This window comes from Sporacetigenium mesophilum DSM 16796 (assembly GCF_059569055.1).
This window is the reverse complement of the sequence record NZ_JCANUR010000005.1, coordinates 107,025-126,641: the sequence shown is the minus strand read 5'-3', so window position 1 is coordinate 126,641 and position 19,617 is coordinate 107,025. Positions and strand designations below refer to the sequence as shown.

The following is a 19,617-nucleotide window of genomic DNA, read 5'->3' as shown; positions in this document are numbered from 1 at the left end:
TTACTCTTCAACTACGAATTTCTTCTTAAATTCATTTATAGCTACATTTAATTCATCTATAAAGTCAGAGCCGTCCATTATCTTTCCAGTTATTTGTGGATAGTTATTATCTATAAATTCATATAATTCTTCTTCAAATCTATTTATGTTACTTACTGGTATATCTGATAAGTAGTTATTAGATACTGCATGTATTATTATAACCTGCTTATCAACAGACATAGGGTTATGCTCTGCTTGCTTTAGTACTTCAACAACTCTTTCTCCTTGAGAAAGTCTTCTCTTAGTATCTGCATCAAGGTCTGAACCAAATTGAGCAAATGCTGCAAGTTCTTTATATTGAGAGTATATAAGTTTTAATGATCCTGCAACTTTTTTCATAGATTTTATCTGTGCAGCACCACCAACCCTTGATACTGATATACCTGGGTTAACAGCAGGTCTTATACCAGCATAGAATAACTCTGATTCAAGGAATATCTGACCATCTGTTATAGATATAACGTTAGTTGGTATATAAGCAGAAACGTCTCCTGCTTGCGTTTCTATTATAGGTAGTGAAGTTATAGATCCTCCACCTAATTCATCCGATAACTTAGCTGATCTTTCAAGCAATCTTGAGTGTAAGTAGAATACATCTCCTGGATATGCTTCACGACCTGGTGGTCTTCTTAAAAGTAATGACATTTGACGGTATGCTACCGCATGCTTTGTTAAGTCGTCATATACTACAAGTACATGTTTTCCATTATGCATAAATTCCTCAGCTATTGAAGTTCCTGCATATGGAGCTATGTATTGAAGTGGAGCTGATTCAGAAGCTGAAGCTGACACTACTATTGTGTAGTCCATAGCCCCTGCTTTTTCAAGTGTGTTTACTAATTGAGCTACAGTAGAACGTTTTTGACCTATAGCTACGTATACACATATACAATCTTTACCTTTTTGGTTAATTATAGTATCTATAACTATTGAAGTTTTACCAGTTTGTCTATCACCTATTATAAGCTCTCTTTGACCCCTACCTATAGGTGTCATAGAGTCTATAGATTTTATACCAGTTTGAAGTGGTTCATGAACTGATTTTCTATCTATTATACCAGGCGCATTTGATTCTATTGGTCTATATTTATCAGTATTTATAGGTCCTTTTCCATCTATAGGTTGTCCCAATGAGTTTACAACCCTACCTATTAATGCATCTCCAACAGGAACTTGAACTATATTGCCTGTTCTTTTAACTATATCTCCCTCTTTTATACCTTCATCATCACCTAATATAACCGTACCAACCATATCTTCTTCAAGGTTTAGGGCCATACCATAAACTTCTCCAGGGAATTCTAAAAGTTCACCAGCCATACACTTTTCTAACCCATATACGCTAGCTATACCATCTCCAACTTTTAAAACGCTTCCTGTATCAGTTAATTGTATTTTATTTTTATAATTTTTTATTTGATCTTTTATTATAGAACTTATTTCTTCAGGTCTTAAATTCATGGGTTCACCGCCCTCCTAAGCTATTACTTGTGATAGTTCTTCTTTTAGTTTTTCTAAACGTCCTTTTACTGTTCCATCTATTTCTTCATTACCTAATCTTATAAGAACTCCACCTATTACATTCTTATTTACCTCATTACGAAGGATAACTGTCTTTTTAGTCATATCAGAAAGTTTATCTTCAAGTTGTTTTAAAATTTCTTCTTTAATTGAAACGGCCGTTATAGCTACAGCTTCTATTATATTATTTTTCTTATTTAAAAGCGCTTTAAAACCTTCGTATATTTTATCTATCATAGATATTCTATCTTTATCTACTAATATACTTAAGAAGTTTAATATCTCTATATTAACATTATTTGAAAATACATTTTCTAATAATGTTTTCTTTTCATACTTTTGTATTAAAGGTGACTTTAATGCTTCATAGAAGTCTTTATTGTCTATTAATATACCTACTATAGCCTTAAGTTCTTCATTGAAGACATCTGACTTGCCACTCTCTTCTCCAACTTCAAATAAGGCTTGAGCATATCTATTAGCAACTGCATCTATCATTTAGTTTCGCCTACCTCTTTTATAAAGTTGTTAATTAACTTCTCATGTTTAGCTTCATCTAAATCTTGTTCTATTACTTTAGATGCCGCCATTAGCGCTATAGAAGATATATCCTCTTTAAGCTCATTCATAACTTTTTGTCTTTCTTTTTGTATATCGCTATGCGCTCTTTCTACTAATCTAGAAGCCTCTGTTTTTGCATTAGTTACTATTTCTTCTGATTTCTGTTCTGCTCTTACAGTGGCCTGTTTTATTATATCTTGGCTTTCTTGTTTAGCTTCCTCTAACTTAGATTGATATTGTTTTTTATACTCTTCGCCTTCTCTTTTAGTATTTTCTCCTAATGCCAAGTTATTTTCAACCTCTGCTGCTCTCTTACTCATAAATTCAGTAACTGGTTTAAATAATAACTTCTTTAAAACTAAATATACTAAAAATGTATTTATAATTTGAATAAAAAATTCATAGTTTAGACCTATAAGTGGATTAACTTTCATACTTGTCCTCCTTTCTGCCAATCACATATTTATAATTAGGAGATGGAATTATTCCATCTCCTAATTATAATTTCAAGTTAATTATTCTTAAAGCATTCCTACAAATGGATTAGCAAATATAAGAATTATCGCAATAACAAGTCCATATATTGCTGAAGATTCTGCAATCGCATCCCCTAATAAAAGTGTTCTTGTTATATCAGCTTGTGCTTCTGGATTTCTAGCAACTGCCTCTGATGCTTTACCTGCAGCGTATCCTTGACCTATACCTGCTCCTATACCTGTCATAACTGCTAATCCTGCTCCTATAGCTGATCCAGCTAAAAGTATTGCCATTTCCATAATAAATTCCTCCTTAGAATTTGTGAGTTTTAAATTTTTGTTTATATTATAGATGTATTTTTGCTAATTTCTTCCTTTTCTTCAGGAACATCCATTGCACTACTTACAAATACCATAGTAAGCATTATAAATATGAATGATTGTAATATCCCCGAGAATAAATCAAAGTATAAATGAAGTGGTACTGGTATTACTAATTGCAAAAATGGAATTTCTATTTTAAATAAAGCATTACTTAGAAACCCTAAGAAACTATAAAACAGAGCCATTATAACTGTACCACCTGTTATGTTTCCGAATGGACGGAAACTTAGTGAAATTGGCTTTGCTAACTCCCCTATAATATTTAATGGTAACAGGAAAGGTACTGGTTCTAACAATTCTTTAAAGTGAGCGAGTCCCTTAGTTCTAACTCCATTCACATAAATCATAATGAATGTAATAATAGCCCAAGCTCCTGTTGTGTTTAAATCTGTTGTAGGAGATCTCAATCCAACTAAACCAGCTAAGTTAGAACATGCAAAGAATAAAAATAAACTTCCTATGTACGGAACTATATTTGGCATGAATTTTACTACATTATGCCCCATTGTATCCGGTACAAAACTATTAAATGTTCCTACTATAGCCTCAACTATAATCTGATGCCCTTTTGGAACTTTTTGAAGATTTCTAGTTGCGAAATAAGAAACTACAGCAAGAAATGCTATTATAATCCAACTAACAACTACTGTTTCACTTATTCCAATAGATCCTATTTCCAATATTATCCTAGGCCCATTCATGACTATTCCTCCTTTCTACTTAATTTTTTACTTCTTGGAATTATATTTGTAGCTAATATTACTGCCATTGGGCCGCTAAGGCCTATTGTAGTTCCAATGACATTTATATACGGTGCTTTAACAGATACATATATTACTAAAGCTGTAAGTACAAATCTTACAAGATATCTGCTAGAAGCATATAATTGCGCTTTACCAGGTTCACGTTTAACCGTCTGCTGTACACTAAGTGCCAGTAACCTAAAATTTAATACAGAAAATATACTTCCAAATAAAAGACCTGTAAACATTGGTCTATTAAAATTAGATGTAGCTAAAAGAATTATTATTGCTAATACATCAAATATTAAAACTCCTTTAGTTACCCGCCTGACTTCGTTTCGCACTTTTTCATCCAAAACATCACTTCCTTTTTGTCTTTGTATATACAATTACAGTTTTATAAACGCCAGAAAATGCCCCACCTATACCTAGTATTAACAATATAATTAAAAATATAGGAGTTGTGTTTAATTTATCATCTATGTATCTTCCTAACAGTGTACAACCTAGTATTGGTATAACCATCATAAGTCCTAACTGGGTTACTAAACTTAAGAGACTTACAACATCAAAAATTTCTTTTTTCTTGCTCATAAAAACTTAACTCCTATCATTTTGAGAAATTGTCTTTATATTTTGTAAAATGAAACACATTCATTTTTTCTAATTTTAACTCCATATATATACTTAAGTCAACCTATTTTATTGTATACTTGTGAAATTTTTATCCACTTGACTTTTTTATCAAAATGATTACTAATATACACATTCCTGTCGAATTATTTTTAAATGGTATTACTCTATTATATTTATTATGGTTACTTTTTCAAACATGATAAAAACACTTTTTATACTGTTTTAGGTCTATTTACACCCGTTAATGCATGAATTCCTTTATTATTCGAACTATTTCTAATATACTGAGATACTTATACATCATAAATATTCAACAACTCTATACCAGCTTCCTTTAATATTTGAACTGACATTTCATCTGGATAATCTCCATTAAACACAATTCTAGTAATACCCGCATTTATGCACATCTTAGCACATAATATACAAGGTCTAGTTGTAGCATATAATGTTGAATCTTTTATACTTACCCCATTATATGCAGCTTGAATTATTGCATTTTGTTCTGCATGTAAAGCTCTACATAATTCATGTCTTTCTCCAGATGGAATATTTAATTCCTGTCTTTTACACCCTATCTCTCCACAATGTTTCAGTTCCTTAGGAGCTCCATTGTATCCTGTAGATAGTATTTGCTTATTTTTCACTATTACAGCCCCTACTTGCCTTCTTAAACACGTTGATCGCTTCTTAACTATATCCGCTATTTCCATAAAGTATTCGTCCCAAGATGGTCTCATATTTATTCCTCCTCTAGTTTATAATTTAAAAAAGGTATCTATATAAAAATATAGATACCTAAATTATACAACAACTTATTACTTAGTTCCAAATATTCTGTCTCCTGCATCTCCAAGACCAGGAACTATATATCCATGGTCATCTAACTTTTCATCTATAGATGCAACATATATATCTACATCTGGATGACATCTTTGAACCTCTTCTATACCTTCTGGACAAGATACTAAATTAACTAATTTTATATTATTAGCACCTTTTGCCTTCAATACGTCTATAGCTGCAACCGCTGATCCTCCTGTAGCAAGCATCGGGTCAACTACTATTATATCTCTTTCATTTATATCTTGAGGTAATTTGCTATAATATTCAACAGGCTTTAAAGTTTCTGGGTCTCTATATAAACCAACATGTCCAACTTTAGCTGCTGGTATTAAGTTAACAAGCCCGTCTACCATTCCAAGACCAGCTCTTAATATAGGAACTATTCCTAACTTTTTACCTGATATTATCTTTGATTTTGTTTTCACAACAGGTGTTTCTATTTCTATTTCTTCTAGTTGTAAATCTCTTGTTATTTCATATCCCATAATCATTGATATTTCTGTTAATAATTCTCTAAAATCCTTAGAACCAGTGTTTTTGTCTCTCATTAAAGTAAGTTTATGCTGAATTAATGGATGATCTATTACTACAACCTTTCCCATATTAATTCCTCCTATTTATTATATTTTTTTTCTATTTCAGATAACATATCTACTCTTTTTTGGTGTCTATCACCTTCAAATTCTTCATTTAACCATGCTTCAACTATCTCAAGTGCTAAACCTCTTCCCAAAACTCGTTCTCCCAGAGATAACATATTTGCATTATTATGAGCTCTAGACATTTTTGCTGAAAAAGTATCTGATACTACAGCACATCTTATTCCAGGAACTTTATTAGCTGCTAAAGATATACCAATGCCTGTTCCACAACATACTATGCCCTTATCAACTTCATTATTTACAACTGCTTCAGCAACTGCCAACCCAAACTTTGGATAGTCAACAGAAGTATTAGCACTATCTGCACCAAAGTCAACGTATTCTATACCTTTTTCTTCAAGGTATTTTTTTATATCTTCTTTTAATCTGTATCCTCCATGGTCACTTCCAATTCCTATCTTCATATTGAATACCTCCATTAAAATACTAAAATCTATATAATATTCGACAATAATTTTATTTATCCTTCTTTTTTTGTAGAATTTTGTCTATAAGTTTATTTATTGTATTTTGTATATCTTTTGCTGTAATTTTATAAATTTCTAAATTTCCTCCAAAAGGGTCTATTATATCTATATCTTTATTATCTGCAAATTCTTTTAGTGTAAATACCTTATTTGAAAACTTTGGCAGTGAATTTAGTATTATATCTTTATGAGATTTAGTCATGGTCAATATTAAATCCGAATTTTCTACTAAATCTATAGTTAACACTTTGCTTTTGTGACTTTTTATATCTATATTCATTTCTTTTAAAGCATTTATTGAATGCTTAGAAGCATCTAATCCATCTATAGTTGAAATCCCCGCTGAAGTTATATTAAATTCATCTATTTGTTGTCCTTTTTTTATAAGGACATCCTTAAGTATTGCCTCTGCCATAGGACTTCTACATGTATTCCCCGTACATACTATAACTATGTTCATTTAATCACCTTCTACTAAGCTTGTATTGTTTTGTATCCTGCAGATTTCAATAACCTATTCATTATAGCTTGACCTACTCCTCTATCTTCAAAAGCTTCAGAGTATATTATATCTACACCTTTTTTATCCATCTCTCTTAAAGCTTTAAATAAATTATAACCTACTTCTTCTAGGCTATCTCCTAAACCTATTGTTTCTCCATTGTATTTATTTTTATGTGTCGTCATACACATTACTCCACATTTTAATCCCTTTTTATTATTTTCATTTATTAAGCAATTTATTTTATTTATAGTATCTTCTTTATTTCCATACACTATGTAAACATCTGCTTCAGGTGAATAATGAGTATACTTCATTCCCGGAGCCTTAGCTATTACATTATCTTCTTTTTTTATTAAAGCTGGGTCTATGTCTACTCTTCCTAAATATTTTTCTAAATCTTCTTGAGTTATACTTCCAGGTCTTAATATCATGGGAATACCGCTTGTTAAATCTACAACAGTAGATTCCAACCCATAATTACAATCTCCACCTAATATAATCCCATCTACACGTCCATTCATTTCTTCATATACGTGTTTTTCTTCTGTTGGAGAAGGTCTCCCTGATATATTAGCAGATGGTGCAGCTATAGGAACGCCACTTTCTTTTATTAAAGATATTGCTATAGGATGAGATGGCATTCTTATAGCTACTGTATCAAGTCCTCCGCTAGTTATATTAGGTATTATATCCTTTTTTTGAAATATTATAGTAATCGGACCTGGCCAAAATTTATCCATTATTATCTCTGCTTTTTCACTTACATTATTAGCTAAATTGTATAAATCCTTTTTATCAGATATATGAACAATAAGGGGATTATCACTAGGTCTCCCTTTAGCCTCATAAATTTTAGCTACAGCTCTTTCATCAAGGGCATTTGCACCTAATCCATAAACTGTTTCCGTAGGAAATATAACTGTTGAACCTTGTTTTAATAAACTTGCATGTTTTTTTATTTCATCGATATCTATATATTCTTTATCTATATTACTCAATATAGTATTTTTCATTAGTATCTCTACCTCCCATTAGTTTAGATTAATTGAACTATTATCATACCTATCAAAAAACCGAATATAGAGTACATGGTTTTCGAAGATGGAAATATCTCTTCTAGTGTTACATACATCATAGTTCCTCCTGCTACTGCAAGGAAAACTCCAATTAGTGCATGGAACAATCCTCCAAAGTACGCGCCAAAAAAACTTCCTATTCCCATAGGGATTCCAGCTATTATAGTCATCAAAATCATTTTACCGATTTTTATTTTTCCACCTACTAAACTAAGTCCCATAGCTAATCCCTCTGGAACATTATGTATTCCTATAACTATTGCTAAAGTAATCCCCAATTTTTCTGCAGACATAAATGAAGATCCAATAGCCAATCCTTCGGGTAAATTATGTAATAATATACTTATAAATATAAGATATCCAACTTTTAAACTTCCTTCTACACGGATTTTATCTTTTATAACCATACTAATCAAGGCACCTATAAATGTTGCTATAACTGTAAATAATATACCAATTTCATTCATAGATTCCTTTAACAAATCAAATACTACTACTGCAAGCATTATCCCGCCAGATAATCCCATAAAAAAATCCAAGTATTTTTTTACATTTTTTCTAAATATTGCTGATATTATTCCCCCTAAACCAGTTCCTATTACTCCAGCTAACAAACCTATTAAAGTTATCTTCCAAATCACAATTAATACACCTCCAAAACAAACATGATTAGTAGTATTTATGAAATAAATAAATTTATTATGCTTGTAATATACTTGTAATAAAATGCGCTTTGAAAAATTCTACAAAAAAACCCCTATATAATAGGGATTTATACAGCTTGCATTTTTTCTGTTTGATCGACAGTTGTTAAAGCATCTATCATCTCAGTTATATCTCCATCTAAGAAAGAATCTAATTTATATAATGTTAGATTTATTCTATGATCAGTTACTCTTCCTTGAGGATAGTTATACGTTCTTATTCTTTCAGATCTATCTCCTGTACCAACTTGACTCTTTCTCTCAGCTGCTATTTCTTTATTTTGATCAGCTAAGGCTTTATCAAATAATCTAGCCTGCAATACCTTTAATGCTTTTTCTTTATTTTTTAATTGTGATTTTTCATCTTGGCATGATACAACTTCTCCACTAGGTATGTGTGTTATTCTAACTGCAGAGTCAGTAGTATTAACACTTTGTCCACCATTACCTGAAGAACGGAAAACATCTATTCTTAAATCATTTGGATTTATATTAATAGCTTCAACATCATCTACTTCTGGTAAAACCGCTACTGTAGCTGTTGATGTGTGTATTCTTCCTCCTGATTCAGTTGCAGGTATTCTTTGAACTCTATGAACTCCAGATTCATATTTTAGTTTAGAATAAGCACCTTTACCTTTTATCATGAAGGAAACTTCTTTGTATCCACCTACACCTGTTTCATTTGTACTCATTAATTCTATTTTCCAACGATGTCTTTCTGCATATCTGGCATACATTCTAAATAAATTTGCAGCAAATAAAGCCGCTTCATCTCCACCAGCTCCACCTCTTATTTCAACAATAACATTTTTATCATCGTTAGGGTCTGATGGTAACATTAATACTCTTAATTCATTTTCTAAAGGCTCTACCTGACATTCTAGTTCAGATAATTCCATTTTAGCTAATTCTCTTAATTCTTCATCAGATTCTTCTTGTAGTATTTGTTTTGATTCCTTTATATTATCCATAACTTCTCTATATTCTCTATACTTCATAACTATAGTTTCTAAATCTGAATGTTCTTTAATATATTTTTGCCATACTTTTTGATCATTTATTACTTCTGGGTCAGCTATTTTTTCACTTATTTCTTTATATTTAACTTCTAGAACTTGTAATTTATCCAGCATTTCCGTTCACCTCTCTATTAGTAGCATATCAATTGTTCATTATATCATATTTTACGCCCTATAACAACTCTATCTATGTTGCTTAAGTCTTTGTGTATCGTTATATTATGATATCCATTTTGTATCATTATATCCTTAACATCTATAGCTTGATCATGGCCTACTTCATAAGCTAGTATTCCATTTTCTTTTATATATCTTATAGATTCTTTTGTTATTTCTCTGTAGAAATCCAATCCATCTTCCCCACCTTCTAAAGCTATATAAGGCTCATAGTCTTTAACTTGGGTGTGTAAAGTAGGCATATCATTTTTTCTTATATATGGAGGATTAGATACTATCACATCAAATATAATATCTTTATCTTTTATAGAATCAAACAAATTAGATTTAACAAAACTTATTTTATCTTCAACATTGTTATTTATTGCATTTACTTTCCCTACTTCAAGTGCTATATCTGATATATCAAATGAATAAACTTTTGAATCATATATATACTTAGCCAAACTTACAGTTATAGCTCCAGAACCAGTTCCTATATCTAATATAACTGGATTTTTTACATCTTTACATAAATTTATAACTTCTTCAACTAATATTTCTGTATCAGGTCTCGGGATTAAAACTCCTTCACATACATTAAAGTCTAAACCCATAAATTCCCTAGTGCCTAGTATATATGCCATAGGTCTACCTTTTTTTCGTTGATTTATCATATCTATTAACTTGATTTTTTCCTCATTATTTAAATCTTTATTTAAATTTAAATGTATATATAATTTATCTACATCTCCTAATACTTTTCTTATTAGCAACTCTATATCAAGACGAGGACTATCACTTATATCATTTAATTCATTACTGTACTGTAAAATCGCATCTTTTATCATCATTAGATTTCACCTCTATATCTAAGACTGCTTTTAAAGCTGTTATAGCTACTTCTAATTGTTTATCATCAGGCTCTCTTGTCGTTATCTTTTGAAGCATCATTCCTGGGTATGAAAGTACTTTAGTAGATACGTTATCAAACTTACCAAAAAATCTTATTATTTCATAAGCTATACCAGCTACAATTGGCATACATAATAACCTAGTTACAACTCTCAGAATTAGATTTGGCCATCCTGTAAATGAAAAAATTATTATAGATATAATCATAACTATAAATAAAAAGTTAGTTCCACATCTAGGATGTAGAGTAGTAAAACTTCTTGCATTTTCAACAGTTAAATCTAGACCACTTTCATAACAATGTATAGTTTTATGCTCTGCTCCATGATACTCAAAGACTCTTTTTATATCTTCAACTTTTGAAATAAAGTACAAATATACTAAGAGTAACGTTATACGTATAACCCCTTCTATTAGGTGCAATATAATAGTATTATTTATTATGTTCTTAAAAAGTCCACCTATAAAAGTTGGTACAAAAACGAATAATCCCATAGATAGTATAATGGATATAAACAATGATATATATATCATTACATCTGTAGCTTTATCTTTAAATATTTTTCTTATAAAATCATCAAATTTTGACTCTTCTTCTTCTTCTAAAAAAAACTGCGATGAGAAATTAAGGCTTTGTATTCCTTCTACCATACTATCTATTAACATAAAGGCACCTCTTACAAAAGGTATCTTATCAATATTTTTATCCCTTACCCAACTTTTTATATTCTTTTTATCAATTTCTATATTTCCGTCAGATTTTCTAACGGCTATAGCTCTTTTAGTTTTATTTTGCATCATAACGCCTTCTATGACGGCTTGTCCACCTACAAATTCTTTTTTCAAAACATCACCTCCATTATAATATTACCACATATATATAAAATAAAGCACCTTATTATAAGGTGCTTTATTATTTAATCCATATCTATAACATGACATTCCCTACATCTAGCTTCATAGCTTTCAACGGCGCCTACCTGTATTATAGGGTCACCATATTTAGCTGGTTTTTCATTTATAAGTCTTTGAGATCTTGTAGCCGGTTGTCCACAAACGGAACATACAGCTTGTAGCTTATCTACAAATTCAGCAACGGCTAATAGCTTTGGAGTCGGACCAAATGGCTCTCCTCTAAAGTCCATATCAAGACCTGCACATATTACCCTTACTCCTTTATCAGCTAAATCTATGGCTATATCAACTATTTTTTCATCAAAAAATTGAACTTCATCTATACCTACTACTTGGATATCTTCATCTAAATATCCATATATATCTTTTGATTCTTTTATAGGTATTGCACCTATACTATCTCCGCTATGAGACACTACATCTTCTTTACTATATCTATTATCTATGGCAGGTTTGAAAACTATTATTTTTTGTTTAGCAATTTTTGCCCTTTTCATTCTTCTAATAAGCTCTTCACTTTTGCCACTATACATAGGGCCTATTGCTACTTCTATGTATCCATGATTAACAGGTCTGTACATTTTAGCACCTCACTTATACATAAAAATCCGCTACGCTCATGTCGCCAACGCCCATATGGGACCTTGCTCAAGTTTAGCAGTTGGAAAGTATACTTTCCCTATAATTAAAAATAGGAGTTGGTTTGCCAACTCCTTATCTACAATTAGTCTTCTATTTTGAATCTCTTCTTGAACTTGTCTATTCTTCCACCTTTGTCTATAGACTTTTGCTTTCCTGTATAGAAAGGATGGCATTCTGAACATATTTCAACTCTTATCTCATCATTAGTTGAACCAGCCTTGAATGTATTTCCACAAGCGCAATGTACTTCAACTTCATTGTATTTTGGTTGTATTTCGTTTTGCATTCTAGTCACCTCTTCTCTTTTATCCATTAGTATATTAATTTTAATTACTCTTTTTTTCAACTACACCATTATATCATAGGTTTTTTAGTAGTTCAAGAGTAATATTGATGTTTATTAATTCCAAATTCTTTTAATAATTTCTATAAATTGATCATTATTTTTAGTTTTTTGTAAGAGTTGTAACACTTCTTCTGTAACTTCTATAATAGACTTGTTACTCATTTCTTTTCTTAGTTTCCATAAAGCTGTTTTCTCTTCTTCTCCAAGTAATAGATCTTCTCTTCTAGTTCCTGATTTGTATATATCAACAGCAGGATATATTCTCTTTTCAGCTAGTTTTCTATCTAAATGAAGTTCCATGTTTCCAGTTCCTTTGAATTCCTCAAATATAACATCATCCATTCTAGATCCTGTTTCAACTAGTGCTGTCGCTAATATAGTAAGAGATCCTCCCTGTCTTATATTTCTAGCTGCTCCAAAAAACTTCTTAGGTCCATGGAGAGCCCCAGGGTCTAATCCTCCAGATAATGTTCTACCAGTTGGAGATATAGTTAAGTTATAAGCTCTGGCAAGTCTAGTTATACTATCTAATAATATAACTACATCTTTCCCGTGTTCTACAAGTCTTTGCGCTCTATTTAAAACCATTTCTGCAACTTTAACATGATGACTTGATACTTGATCAAAGGTAGAATATATAACTTCACCGTCTATAGATTCTTGCATATCTGTAACTTCTTCAGGTCTTTCATCTATAAGAAGAACTATAAGTTCTACATTAGGATAATTTTTTGCTATACTGTTTGCTACACTCTTTAATAATATTGTCTTTCCAGCCTTTGGAGGAGCTACAATTAATCCTCTTTGTCCCTTACCTATAGGCGCGATTAAATCTATAAGCCTTGTTGATATTTCATTACAGCCCTTTTCTAATTTAAGCTTGCTATCTGGGTATATAGGAGTTAAAGTCTCAAATGCCCTTCTTCTTGTAGCAGTATCTGGTTGCTCATCATTTATTTTTTGAACATATAATAAAGCTCTGAATTTTTCACCACTTTTAGGAGGTCTAGTTATTCCCGTAACCTTATCTCCTGTTTTCATATTAAATCTTCTTATTTGAGATGGAGATATGTAAACATCTTGATCTGTAGAAAGATAATTTGGACCTCTTAAAAATCCAAATCCGTCAGGTAATATCTCTAATACTCCTCCTACTACATCTTCTTTTATGATTTTAGGCTCATCTACGACCTTTACTTCCTCTGTAGGTTTATTGTCATTTACTATATTGTTCACTTGTTGTATTGGCTCTGTAACCACTGGTTCTATATTTACCTGTGAATTTTCATCTATTTTATTTGTATTATTATTTTTATCCATGATAATATCTATAAGTTCACTTTTCTTATATTTAGTGATTGACTTTATCCCTAAATTTTTGGCTATATCTCTAATCTCCGTTAATGCTTTATCTTGTAAATTCAAAAAAAATCCTCCTCGTACAATGAAAATATATTTTAAGGTAAGTAGTTGGGAATAAAAGGCGTGAAAAAGAACAGTATGTTTATAAAATAAATATTATCACTAGTTCATATTATGGTCAAGAAATAAAAAAGTCATACACCTAATATGAGTGTACGACCTGTGTTTATAATATTATTTCATTTATATATTATTGTATTTTTTCATTAAATCTATTAATATTTCATTCTTATCTAACCTGTGTACTGCATCTACAAATCTTATAGTTCCTGTTTTAGATCTCATAACAACAGATTGAGTTGTTGCTCTATGATCTCCTAATGATACAACTCCTTTTAATAAATCTCCACCAGTTATTCCAGTTGCAACAAAGAATAAATCGTCTCCCTTTGCTAAATCATCTATATAAAGGATCTTGTTTATATCTTCATCTGTAAAATTCATTTCATAACATCTTTGCTTTTCTTCTTCACTCATAGGATATAGCTGTCCTTGCATATCTCCACCCATACATTTAACTGCAGCTGCAGTTATAACTCCTTCTGGTGCTCCGCCTATGCTTATTAACATATCTATACCAGTTTCTTCAAAACAAGTTGCAATTGCAGTAGAAACATCTCCATCACTAAATAGTTTTATTCTAGCTCCCATTTTTCTAGCAGCAGAAATTATATAATCATGTCTTTCTCTATCTTGTACTATTATAGTTAAATCTGATATATCTTTATTTAGCGCTCTTGCTACATTAGTTATATTTTCTTCTACAGATGCATTTATGTCTATACATCCTTTAGCCTTTGGTCCTACAACTATTTTTTTCATATAAGTGTCAGGAGCATTTAGCAAACTTCCTTTTTTACCTACAGCCATTACAGATATTGCATTCGGAAGTCCTTTCGCTATTAATGAAGTTCCTTCTAGTGGATCTACAGCTATATCAACTTCCATACTATTTATATTTCCACAGCCAACTTTTTCTCCTATATATAACATAGGTGCTTCATCTAATTCACCTTCACCTATAACTACTTCTCCTCTTACATCTACTGATTCAAATGCTCTTCTCATTCCTTCAACAGCTGCACCGTCTGCTCCATTTTTATCTCCTCTACCCATAAACTTTGAAGATATTAAAGCAGCCGTTTCTGTTACTCTTACTAACTCTAATGCTAGATTTCTATCCATAGTCTCATCTCCTTATTTATGATTACATACAAATTATATATCACATTTAAGTATTAGTAAATATTTATTGTACACCCTTTATAAGTAGTGTAGTACATATTGTATTTATGTAACTAAAAAAACCTTAATATAACAACATATTAAGGCTTTTATATAACTATTTACTTGTTTTTTGGAACACTTTCCCAGTCTTTTAAAAACTTATCTATACCGCTATTAGTCATAGGGTGCTTAACCATTTGTTTAAATACACTATATGGAATAGTTGATATATGAGCACCAGCTTTAGCTGAAGCTAATACGTGTTGAGGGTGTCTTATACTTGCTGATATTATTTCTGTATCTATATCATGTATAGCAAATATTGTCGCTACCTCTGATATAAGATCTATTCCTTCTTGCCCTATATCATCAAGTCTTCCAACAAATGGACTTACATAAGTTGCGCCAGACTTGGCTGCAAGTAAAGCTTGTAGAGATGAGAATATTAAAGTAACATTAGTTTTTATTCCCTTTTGTGATAATCCTTTTACAGCTTTTAAACCTTCTTCACACATAGGTATCTTTATAACTATGTTTTTATTTATTTTACTTAGCTCTATTCCTTCTTTTATCATTTCTTCACTATTCATAGATATTACTTCAGCAGATATAGGTCCATCTACTATATCTGTTATTTCTTTTACTACCTCTTCAAATATTCTTCCTTCTTTAGCTATAAGAGATGGGTTAGTAGTAACACCTTGTATAACTCCCCACGCATTTATTTCTTTTATCTCATCTACGTTTGCTGTATCAATAAATAACTTCATTCTAGGATACATCCTTTCTATACTTACATATTATTTTATAGTGCATACATAAGTGCTGTAACAATTGTTGTAAATACAAATATACCTATTATTCCCAGAGCTACTATTCTTTGAGTTTTGTTTCTTTTTTGACTCATATACTCACTCCATTATATTTTTTATTTTTTATACATTTAATATACCACATATTTAGTTCAAAATACTAAATTATACCTCGTAGTCAACAGCAACTGCAGATTTTGCAACTGTTCCTATATATTCTTTTACTGGAACATGAACTGGATGATCTGCATATATTTTTAAATCTTCTATAGTTTCAAAATGAGTTATTAGACATAAATCATAATTTCTTTCGCTCTCTAAGAAGTTTTCACCAACTTCTATATATTTTAAAACATCTATTTTGCCATCCATATCCAAAAGTCTTTTTTTAACTTCTTTTACCTCTTCTTTACTTTCAAACTTAAAAAACACAACATGTTTAATCATAAATAATACCCCCTTATTTTTTCTTATTTTTCTTTTTCTTTATTTTTTTTGTCTGATTTATCGTATTGGCAAGCTATACTTCTTAAATATTCAATAAATCCATCTCTTAAATCTTCTCTCTTAAGAGCAAAATCTACAGTAGCTTGTAAAAATCCTAGTTTATCTCCAACATCATATCTTCTTCCTTCAAAGTTATAAGCATACATAGCCTCTTTTTTAGCAAGTTCCTTTAACGCATCAGTTAATTGAACTTCTCCGCCTTTTCCAGGAGGAAGATTTTCAAGTATATCAAATATTTCAGGTGTTATTATGTATCTTCCAAGTATAGCTATATTAGAAGGAGATTTCTCTGGTTCAGGCTTTTCTACTAAATCCTTAACCTTATAAACTCTGTCTTCTATATGTTTAACCCCTACTATACCATATTTATTTGTATCTTGCTTTGATACTTCTTGAACTCCCAATATAGTAGTTCTATACTCTTCATAAGCGTTTATAAGTTGCTTAAGACATGGAGTACTACTATCAACTATATCGTCCCCTAACATAACTGCAAAAGGCTCATCACCTATAAAGTGTCTTGCACAATATATAGCATCGCCCAATCCTCTAGGCTCTTTCTGTCTTATATAGTGTATGTTTATCATATTAGATATACCTTGTACTATCTCTAATAACTCTGTTTTCCCTTTTTGTTCTAATTCTAATTCAAGTTCTACCGATTTATCAAAATGGTCCTCTATGGACTTTTTATTTCTTCCTGTTATTATAAGTATTTCTTCTATTCCAGAATTAACAGCTTCTTCGATTATGTACTGTAAAGTAGGTTTGTCCACAATAGGCAGCATCTCTTTTGGCTGAGCTTTTGTTGCGGGCAAAAACCTAGTCCCTAATCCTGCTGCGGGGATTACTGCTTTTTTCACAGTCTTTAACATTGTATTACCTCCAAATTTACTTTATATATTATAATTATATCAAATAGATAGCTTCTATTCACTAAAAAAATCCTCTTCTATTATAGAAAAGGATTTTTTGTTATATTATTTACTTTAATAAAGCATCTAGTTCTTTTACTAAACTTTCAAATTTATTAAGAGTCTTCTCTATTGGTTTGTCACTATTTAGATTTATCCCACTTTGCTTTAATATGTCTATAGGATAATTAGATCCACCCTTAGATAAAAATGCCATATAATTATCAGTTCCTTTTGAGTTATTTAATATATCCTGTGAGAAACTAACAGCTGCTGCACATCCTGTAGCATATTTGTAAACATAAAAACTGTTATAAAAATGTGGTATTCTAGCCCATCCTACCATAGCTAATGGCTCTACTTCAAAATCTTTTCCATAATATTTTTTAAGTAGACTACCCCATGTATCATTCATAACCAATACATTTACAGGCTCACCTTTTTGAGATTTCTCGTGTATTATTTTTTCAAACTCAGCATACATAGTCTGAGTATATAAAGTATCTTTTATTAAATCTAAATATTGACTTATATAATATGCTTTTTGTTCTTTGTTAGCAGCATTTTTTATTAATGATTCATATAATAAAGATTCATTAGTTATAGATGCTACTTCTGCTGTAACTATAGATGGACGATAATTTGTATAATTTTGATTTTTGGCACTCATATATCCATGAACAGCATGACCTAATTCATGAGCTAGTGTAGATACAGAGTTTAAAGTTCCATTATAGTTTAATAATACATATGGATGTGTCGAATATACTGATGATGAATAAGCTCCACTTACTTTATCTTTGTTAGAATATACATCGATCCATCGTTCATTAAAAGCCTTATATAAAGTATCATTGTATTCTTTTCCCAAAGGTTTCAAAGCTGAATATACTATATTTTGCGCTTTATCATAAGGTATGTTTTGTTCAACTTCTTTGGTTAAAGGAACAAACATATCATAGTAATATACCTTATCTAAATTTAAAACTTTCTTTCTCAACTCTACATACTTATGCAGATATTTTAAGTCTTTATCTACTGAACTTATTAAATTATTGTAGACCTTAGGATTTACATTATCATAAGATAAATACATCTCCATAGCTGAATCATAATCTCTTACCTTAGAATAAAATATATTTTTATTTACTTGTCCAGCAAGCAATCCAGATATGGTATTTATATTGTCATTATATAATACAAATTCATTTTGGAATGTCTTTTTTCTTAACTCCCTATCTTTAGACTGCATATTTTTTGAGTATTGAGCAGGAGTAAGAGTTGATTTTTTATCCATGTTAGTAAATAATTCATAAACATCTCTAGGCATAGTAGAAAGCATTCCTGTAAGTCCTAATATTTCTTCACTTTCTTCTTTAAGATATCTACTTTTGTTTCTCATTATTTCTTTTATATACATTCCGTATTTTTTAGATATGTTTTTATCCTTTGTAATTTTTTGTATTTGTTTATCAGAAGCTTTTATTAACTCTAATTCTAAATTTGAACAAATTTGACTGTATTCTATATCAATTTGTTTAAATTTTTCTGTCATATCTAAATACCTATAATTAGCTTTGTTTATATCTTTTTTCAAATTTATATACGCATATAGTTTTTCTATTTTTATATCTAATTTTTCTTTTATTCCAAGTGCAAAAGATAGATGTGTAGGAGACTTAGTAAATTTACCTTTGTAATTTTTAAGTTCCTTCATATCTTTTTCAAATTTTTTTAAGTCATTGTTCCATTCCTCATCACTTTTATATAATTCCCCTAAATTCCATATATACTTTGTATAATCTATTTTTGGCTTAACTTCTTTACTATCTTGTTTTTTATCTTCAGTAGTTTTTTCAGTACCCCCTTGCGGATTAAATGTATCTAGAGAACTTTCTTTGCATCCTACTAGTATAGAAGAACACATTAATCCAACAAGAAGAACACTTAGCAATTTATGTTTACTTTTATTCATAGAAAAGCCATCCTTTCTCTAAGTATACTTAGTATATAGGATGGCTAAAATTTCATATATTATTCAATTATTCATTTGCTTGTATATATTTGTTATACACATATTAGTCCACATATCCACATTCAAATTTCTACATGAAAA

General features: G+C 30.5%; 24 protein-coding genes. All 24 read right to left on the bottom strand.

Annotated features, from left to right (window positions below; all coding sequences use genetic code 11):
- The gene (atpA, locus tag BS62_RS06600; RefSeq protein WP_496490467.1) at nucleotides 1-1,503 is read right to left on the bottom strand and encodes a F0F1 ATP synthase subunit alpha; all 1,503 of its coding nucleotides are present in this window, start codon (nucleotides 1,501-1,503) and stop codon (nucleotides 1-3) included.
- 15 nt (nucleotides 1,504-1,518) lie between these two features.
- Entirely contained in the window at nucleotides 1,519-2,061 is a 543-nt protein-coding gene (locus BS62_RS06595; protein ID WP_496490466.1) for a F0F1 ATP synthase subunit delta, read from the bottom strand.
- The gene (gene atpF, locus BS62_RS06590) at nucleotides 2,058-2,558 is read right to left on the bottom strand and encodes a F0F1 ATP synthase subunit B (protein WP_496490465.1); all 501 of its coding nucleotides are present in this window, start codon (nucleotides 2,556-2,558) and stop codon (nucleotides 2,058-2,060) included. Before atpF ends, BS62_RS06595 begins: the two co-directional genes overlap by 4 nt.
- An 87-nt stretch (nucleotides 2,559-2,645) precedes the next feature.
- Nucleotides 2,646-2,900 carry an ATP synthase F0 subunit C gene (gene atpE / locus BS62_RS06585; RefSeq protein ID WP_496490464.1) on the bottom strand — a complete coding sequence of 85 codons (255 nt, stop codon included), beginning with the start codon at nucleotides 2,898-2,900 and terminating at the stop codon, nucleotides 2,646-2,648.
- A 41-nt stretch (nucleotides 2,901-2,941) separates the two neighbouring features.
- The gene (atpB, locus tag BS62_RS06580) at nucleotides 2,942-3,685 is read right to left on the bottom strand and encodes a F0F1 ATP synthase subunit A (protein WP_496490463.1); all 744 of its coding nucleotides are present in this window, start codon (nucleotides 3,683-3,685) and stop codon (nucleotides 2,942-2,944) included.
- Between the two features lie 2 nt (nucleotides 3,686-3,687).
- Nucleotides 3,688-4,083: an ATP synthase subunit I gene (locus tag BS62_RS06575; protein ID WP_496490462.1), complete on the bottom strand. Its 396-nt coding sequence runs from the start codon at nucleotides 4,081-4,083 to the stop codon at nucleotides 3,688-3,690.
- A 4-nt stretch (nucleotides 4,084-4,087) separates the two neighbouring features.
- Nucleotides 4,088-4,321 carry an AtpZ/AtpI family protein gene (locus tag BS62_RS06570; RefSeq protein WP_496490461.1) on the bottom strand — a complete coding sequence of 78 codons (234 nt, stop codon included), beginning with the start codon at nucleotides 4,319-4,321 and terminating at the stop codon, nucleotides 4,088-4,090.
- A 335-nt stretch (nucleotides 4,322-4,656) separates the two neighbouring features.
- On the bottom strand, nucleotides 4,657-5,103 hold the full coding sequence (locus tag BS62_RS06565; protein ID WP_496490460.1) for a deoxycytidylate deaminase: 447 nt from the start codon (nucleotides 5,101-5,103) through the stop codon (nucleotides 4,657-4,659).
- A gap of 78 nt (nucleotides 5,104-5,181) precedes the next feature.
- Nucleotides 5,182-5,811 (bottom strand): uracil phosphoribosyltransferase, encoded by a 630-nt coding sequence (gene upp / locus BS62_RS06560; RefSeq protein WP_496490459.1) that lies wholly within the window; start codon nucleotides 5,809-5,811, stop codon nucleotides 5,182-5,184.
- 11 nt (nucleotides 5,812-5,822) lie between these two features.
- The gene (rpiB, locus tag BS62_RS06555; protein WP_496490458.1) at nucleotides 5,823-6,275 is read right to left on the bottom strand and encodes a ribose 5-phosphate isomerase B; all 453 of its coding nucleotides are present in this window, start codon (nucleotides 6,273-6,275) and stop codon (nucleotides 5,823-5,825) included.
- A gap of 52 nt (nucleotides 6,276-6,327) precedes the next feature.
- Nucleotides 6,328-6,798, bottom strand: coding sequence for a low molecular weight protein arginine phosphatase (locus BS62_RS06550; protein WP_496490457.1), 471 nt, complete (start codon nucleotides 6,796-6,798; stop codon nucleotides 6,328-6,330).
- 14 nt (nucleotides 6,799-6,812) lie between these two features.
- Complete coding sequence (locus BS62_RS06545; protein ID WP_496490456.1) at nucleotides 6,813-7,856, bottom strand: L-threonylcarbamoyladenylate synthase; 1,044 nt, start codon at nucleotides 7,854-7,856, stop codon at nucleotides 6,813-6,815.
- A gap of 23 nt (nucleotides 7,857-7,879) precedes the next feature.
- Nucleotides 7,880-8,560, bottom strand: a complete 681-nt coding sequence (locus tag BS62_RS06540; RefSeq protein ID WP_496490455.1) for a ZIP family metal transporter — start codon at nucleotides 8,558-8,560, stop codon at nucleotides 7,880-7,882.
- Nucleotides 8,561-8,691: 131 nt separating this feature from the next.
- Nucleotides 8,692-9,759, bottom strand: coding sequence for a peptide chain release factor 1 (gene prfA / locus BS62_RS06535; protein ID WP_496490454.1), 1,068 nt, complete (start codon nucleotides 9,757-9,759; stop codon nucleotides 8,692-8,694).
- 44 nt (nucleotides 9,760-9,803) lie between these two features.
- On the bottom strand, nucleotides 9,804-10,655 hold the full coding sequence (gene prmC / locus BS62_RS06530) for a peptide chain release factor N(5)-glutamine methyltransferase (protein WP_496490453.1): 852 nt from the start codon (nucleotides 10,653-10,655) through the stop codon (nucleotides 9,804-9,806).
- Nucleotides 10,621-11,562, bottom strand: a complete 942-nt coding sequence (locus BS62_RS06525; protein ID WP_496490452.1) for a DUF1385 domain-containing protein — start codon at nucleotides 11,560-11,562, stop codon at nucleotides 10,621-10,623. The genes prmC and BS62_RS06525 overlap by 35 nt, the downstream gene beginning before the upstream one ends.
- 71 nt (nucleotides 11,563-11,633) lie before the next feature.
- Nucleotides 11,634-12,212, bottom strand: coding sequence for a thymidine kinase (locus BS62_RS06520; protein ID WP_496490451.1), 579 nt, complete (start codon nucleotides 12,210-12,212; stop codon nucleotides 11,634-11,636).
- A gap of 143 nt (nucleotides 12,213-12,355) precedes the next feature.
- Nucleotides 12,356-12,559 (bottom strand): 50S ribosomal protein L31, encoded by a 204-nt coding sequence (gene rpmE / locus BS62_RS06515; RefSeq protein ID WP_496490450.1) that lies wholly within the window; start codon nucleotides 12,557-12,559, stop codon nucleotides 12,356-12,358.
- A 114-nt stretch (nucleotides 12,560-12,673) separates the two neighbouring features.
- Nucleotides 12,674-14,044, bottom strand: a complete 1,371-nt coding sequence (gene rho / locus BS62_RS06510) for a transcription termination factor Rho (RefSeq protein ID WP_496490449.1) — start codon at nucleotides 14,042-14,044, stop codon at nucleotides 12,674-12,676.
- 180 nt (nucleotides 14,045-14,224) lie between these two features.
- Nucleotides 14,225-15,226 carry a class II fructose-bisphosphatase gene (gene glpX / locus BS62_RS06505; RefSeq protein WP_496490448.1) on the bottom strand — a complete coding sequence of 334 codons (1,002 nt, stop codon included), beginning with the start codon at nucleotides 15,224-15,226 and terminating at the stop codon, nucleotides 14,225-14,227.
- 161 nt (nucleotides 15,227-15,387) lie between these two features.
- Nucleotides 15,388-16,038 (bottom strand): fructose-6-phosphate aldolase, encoded by a 651-nt coding sequence (fsa, locus tag BS62_RS06500; RefSeq protein WP_496490447.1) that lies wholly within the window; start codon nucleotides 16,036-16,038, stop codon nucleotides 15,388-15,390.
- A 207-nt stretch (nucleotides 16,039-16,245) separates the two neighbouring features.
- Complete coding sequence (locus BS62_RS06495; RefSeq protein ID WP_496490446.1) at nucleotides 16,246-16,527, bottom strand: Dabb family protein; 282 nt, start codon at nucleotides 16,525-16,527, stop codon at nucleotides 16,246-16,248.
- A gap of 23 nt (nucleotides 16,528-16,550) precedes the next feature.
- The gene (gene galU / locus BS62_RS06490; protein WP_496490445.1) at nucleotides 16,551-17,462 is read right to left on the bottom strand and encodes a UTP--glucose-1-phosphate uridylyltransferase GalU; all 912 of its coding nucleotides are present in this window, start codon (nucleotides 17,460-17,462) and stop codon (nucleotides 16,551-16,553) included.
- Between the two features lie 109 nt (nucleotides 17,463-17,571).
- The gene (pepF, locus tag BS62_RS06485) at nucleotides 17,572-19,476 is read right to left on the bottom strand and encodes an oligoendopeptidase F (protein ID WP_496490444.1); all 1,905 of its coding nucleotides are present in this window, start codon (nucleotides 19,474-19,476) and stop codon (nucleotides 17,572-17,574) included.
- Between the last annotated feature and the right edge of the window lie 141 nt (nucleotides 19,477-19,617).

What these genes read in the sequence shown, in the direction of transcription:
- atpA (WP_496490467.1), bottom strand. Translation starts at nt 1,503, where the DNA reads ATGAATTTAAGACCTGAAGAAATAAGTTCTATAATAAAAGATCAAATA.
- BS62_RS06595 (WP_496490466.1), bottom strand. Translation starts at nt 2,061, where the DNA reads ATGATAGATGCAGTTGCTAATAGATATGCTCAAGCCTTATTTGAAGTT.
- atpF (WP_496490465.1), bottom strand. Translation starts at nt 2,558, where the DNA reads ATGAAAGTTAATCCACTTATAGGTCTAAACTATGAATTTTTTATTCAA.
- atpE (WP_496490464.1), bottom strand. Translation starts at nt 2,900, where the DNA reads ATGGAAATGGCAATACTTTTAGCTGGATCAGCTATAGGAGCAGGATTA.
- atpB (WP_496490463.1), bottom strand. Translation starts at nt 3,685, where the DNA reads ATGAATGGGCCTAGGATAATATTGGAAATAGGATCTATTGGAATAAGT.
- BS62_RS06570 (WP_496490461.1), bottom strand. Translation starts at nt 4,321, where the DNA reads ATGAGCAAGAAAAAAGAAATTTTTGATGTTGTAAGTCTCTTAAGTTTA.
- BS62_RS06565 (WP_496490460.1), bottom strand. Translation starts at nt 5,103, where the DNA reads ATGAGACCATCTTGGGACGAATACTTTATGGAAATAGCGGATATAGTT.
- upp (WP_496490459.1), bottom strand. Translation starts at nt 5,811, where the DNA reads ATGGGAAAGGTTGTAGTAATAGATCATCCATTAATTCAGCATAAACTT.
- rpiB (WP_496490458.1), bottom strand. Translation starts at nt 6,275, where the DNA reads ATGAAGATAGGAATTGGAAGTGACCATGGAGGATACAGATTAAAAGAA.
- BS62_RS06550 (WP_496490457.1), bottom strand. Translation starts at nt 6,798, where the DNA reads ATGAACATAGTTATAGTATGTACGGGGAATACATGTAGAAGTCCTATG.
- BS62_RS06545 (WP_496490456.1), bottom strand. Translation starts at nt 7,856, where the DNA reads ATGAAAAATACTATATTGAGTAATATAGATAAAGAATATATAGATATC.
- prfA (WP_496490454.1), bottom strand. Translation starts at nt 9,759, where the DNA reads ATGCTGGATAAATTACAAGTTCTAGAAGTTAAATATAAAGAAATAAGT.
- prmC (WP_496490453.1), bottom strand. Translation starts at nt 10,655, where the DNA reads ATGATGATAAAAGATGCGATTTTACAGTACAGTAATGAATTAAATGAT.
- BS62_RS06520 (WP_496490451.1), bottom strand. Translation starts at nt 12,212, where the DNA reads ATGTACAGACCTGTTAATCATGGATACATAGAAGTAGCAATAGGCCCT.
- rpmE (WP_496490450.1), bottom strand. Translation starts at nt 12,559, where the DNA reads ATGCAAAACGAAATACAACCAAAATACAATGAAGTTGAAGTACATTGC.
- glpX (WP_496490448.1), bottom strand. Translation starts at nt 15,226, where the DNA reads ATGGATAGAAATCTAGCATTAGAGTTAGTAAGAGTAACAGAAACGGCT.
- fsa (WP_496490447.1), bottom strand. Translation starts at nt 16,038, where the DNA reads ATGAAGTTATTTATTGATACAGCAAACGTAGATGAGATAAAAGAAATA.
- BS62_RS06495 (WP_496490446.1), bottom strand. Translation starts at nt 16,527, where the DNA reads ATGATTAAACATGTTGTGTTTTTTAAGTTTGAAAGTAAAGAAGAGGTA.
- galU (WP_496490445.1), bottom strand. Translation starts at nt 17,462, where the DNA reads ATGTTAAAGACTGTGAAAAAAGCAGTAATCCCCGCAGCAGGATTAGGG.
- pepF (WP_496490444.1), bottom strand. Translation starts at nt 19,476, where the DNA reads ATGAATAAAAGTAAACATAAATTGCTAAGTGTTCTTCTTGTTGGATTA.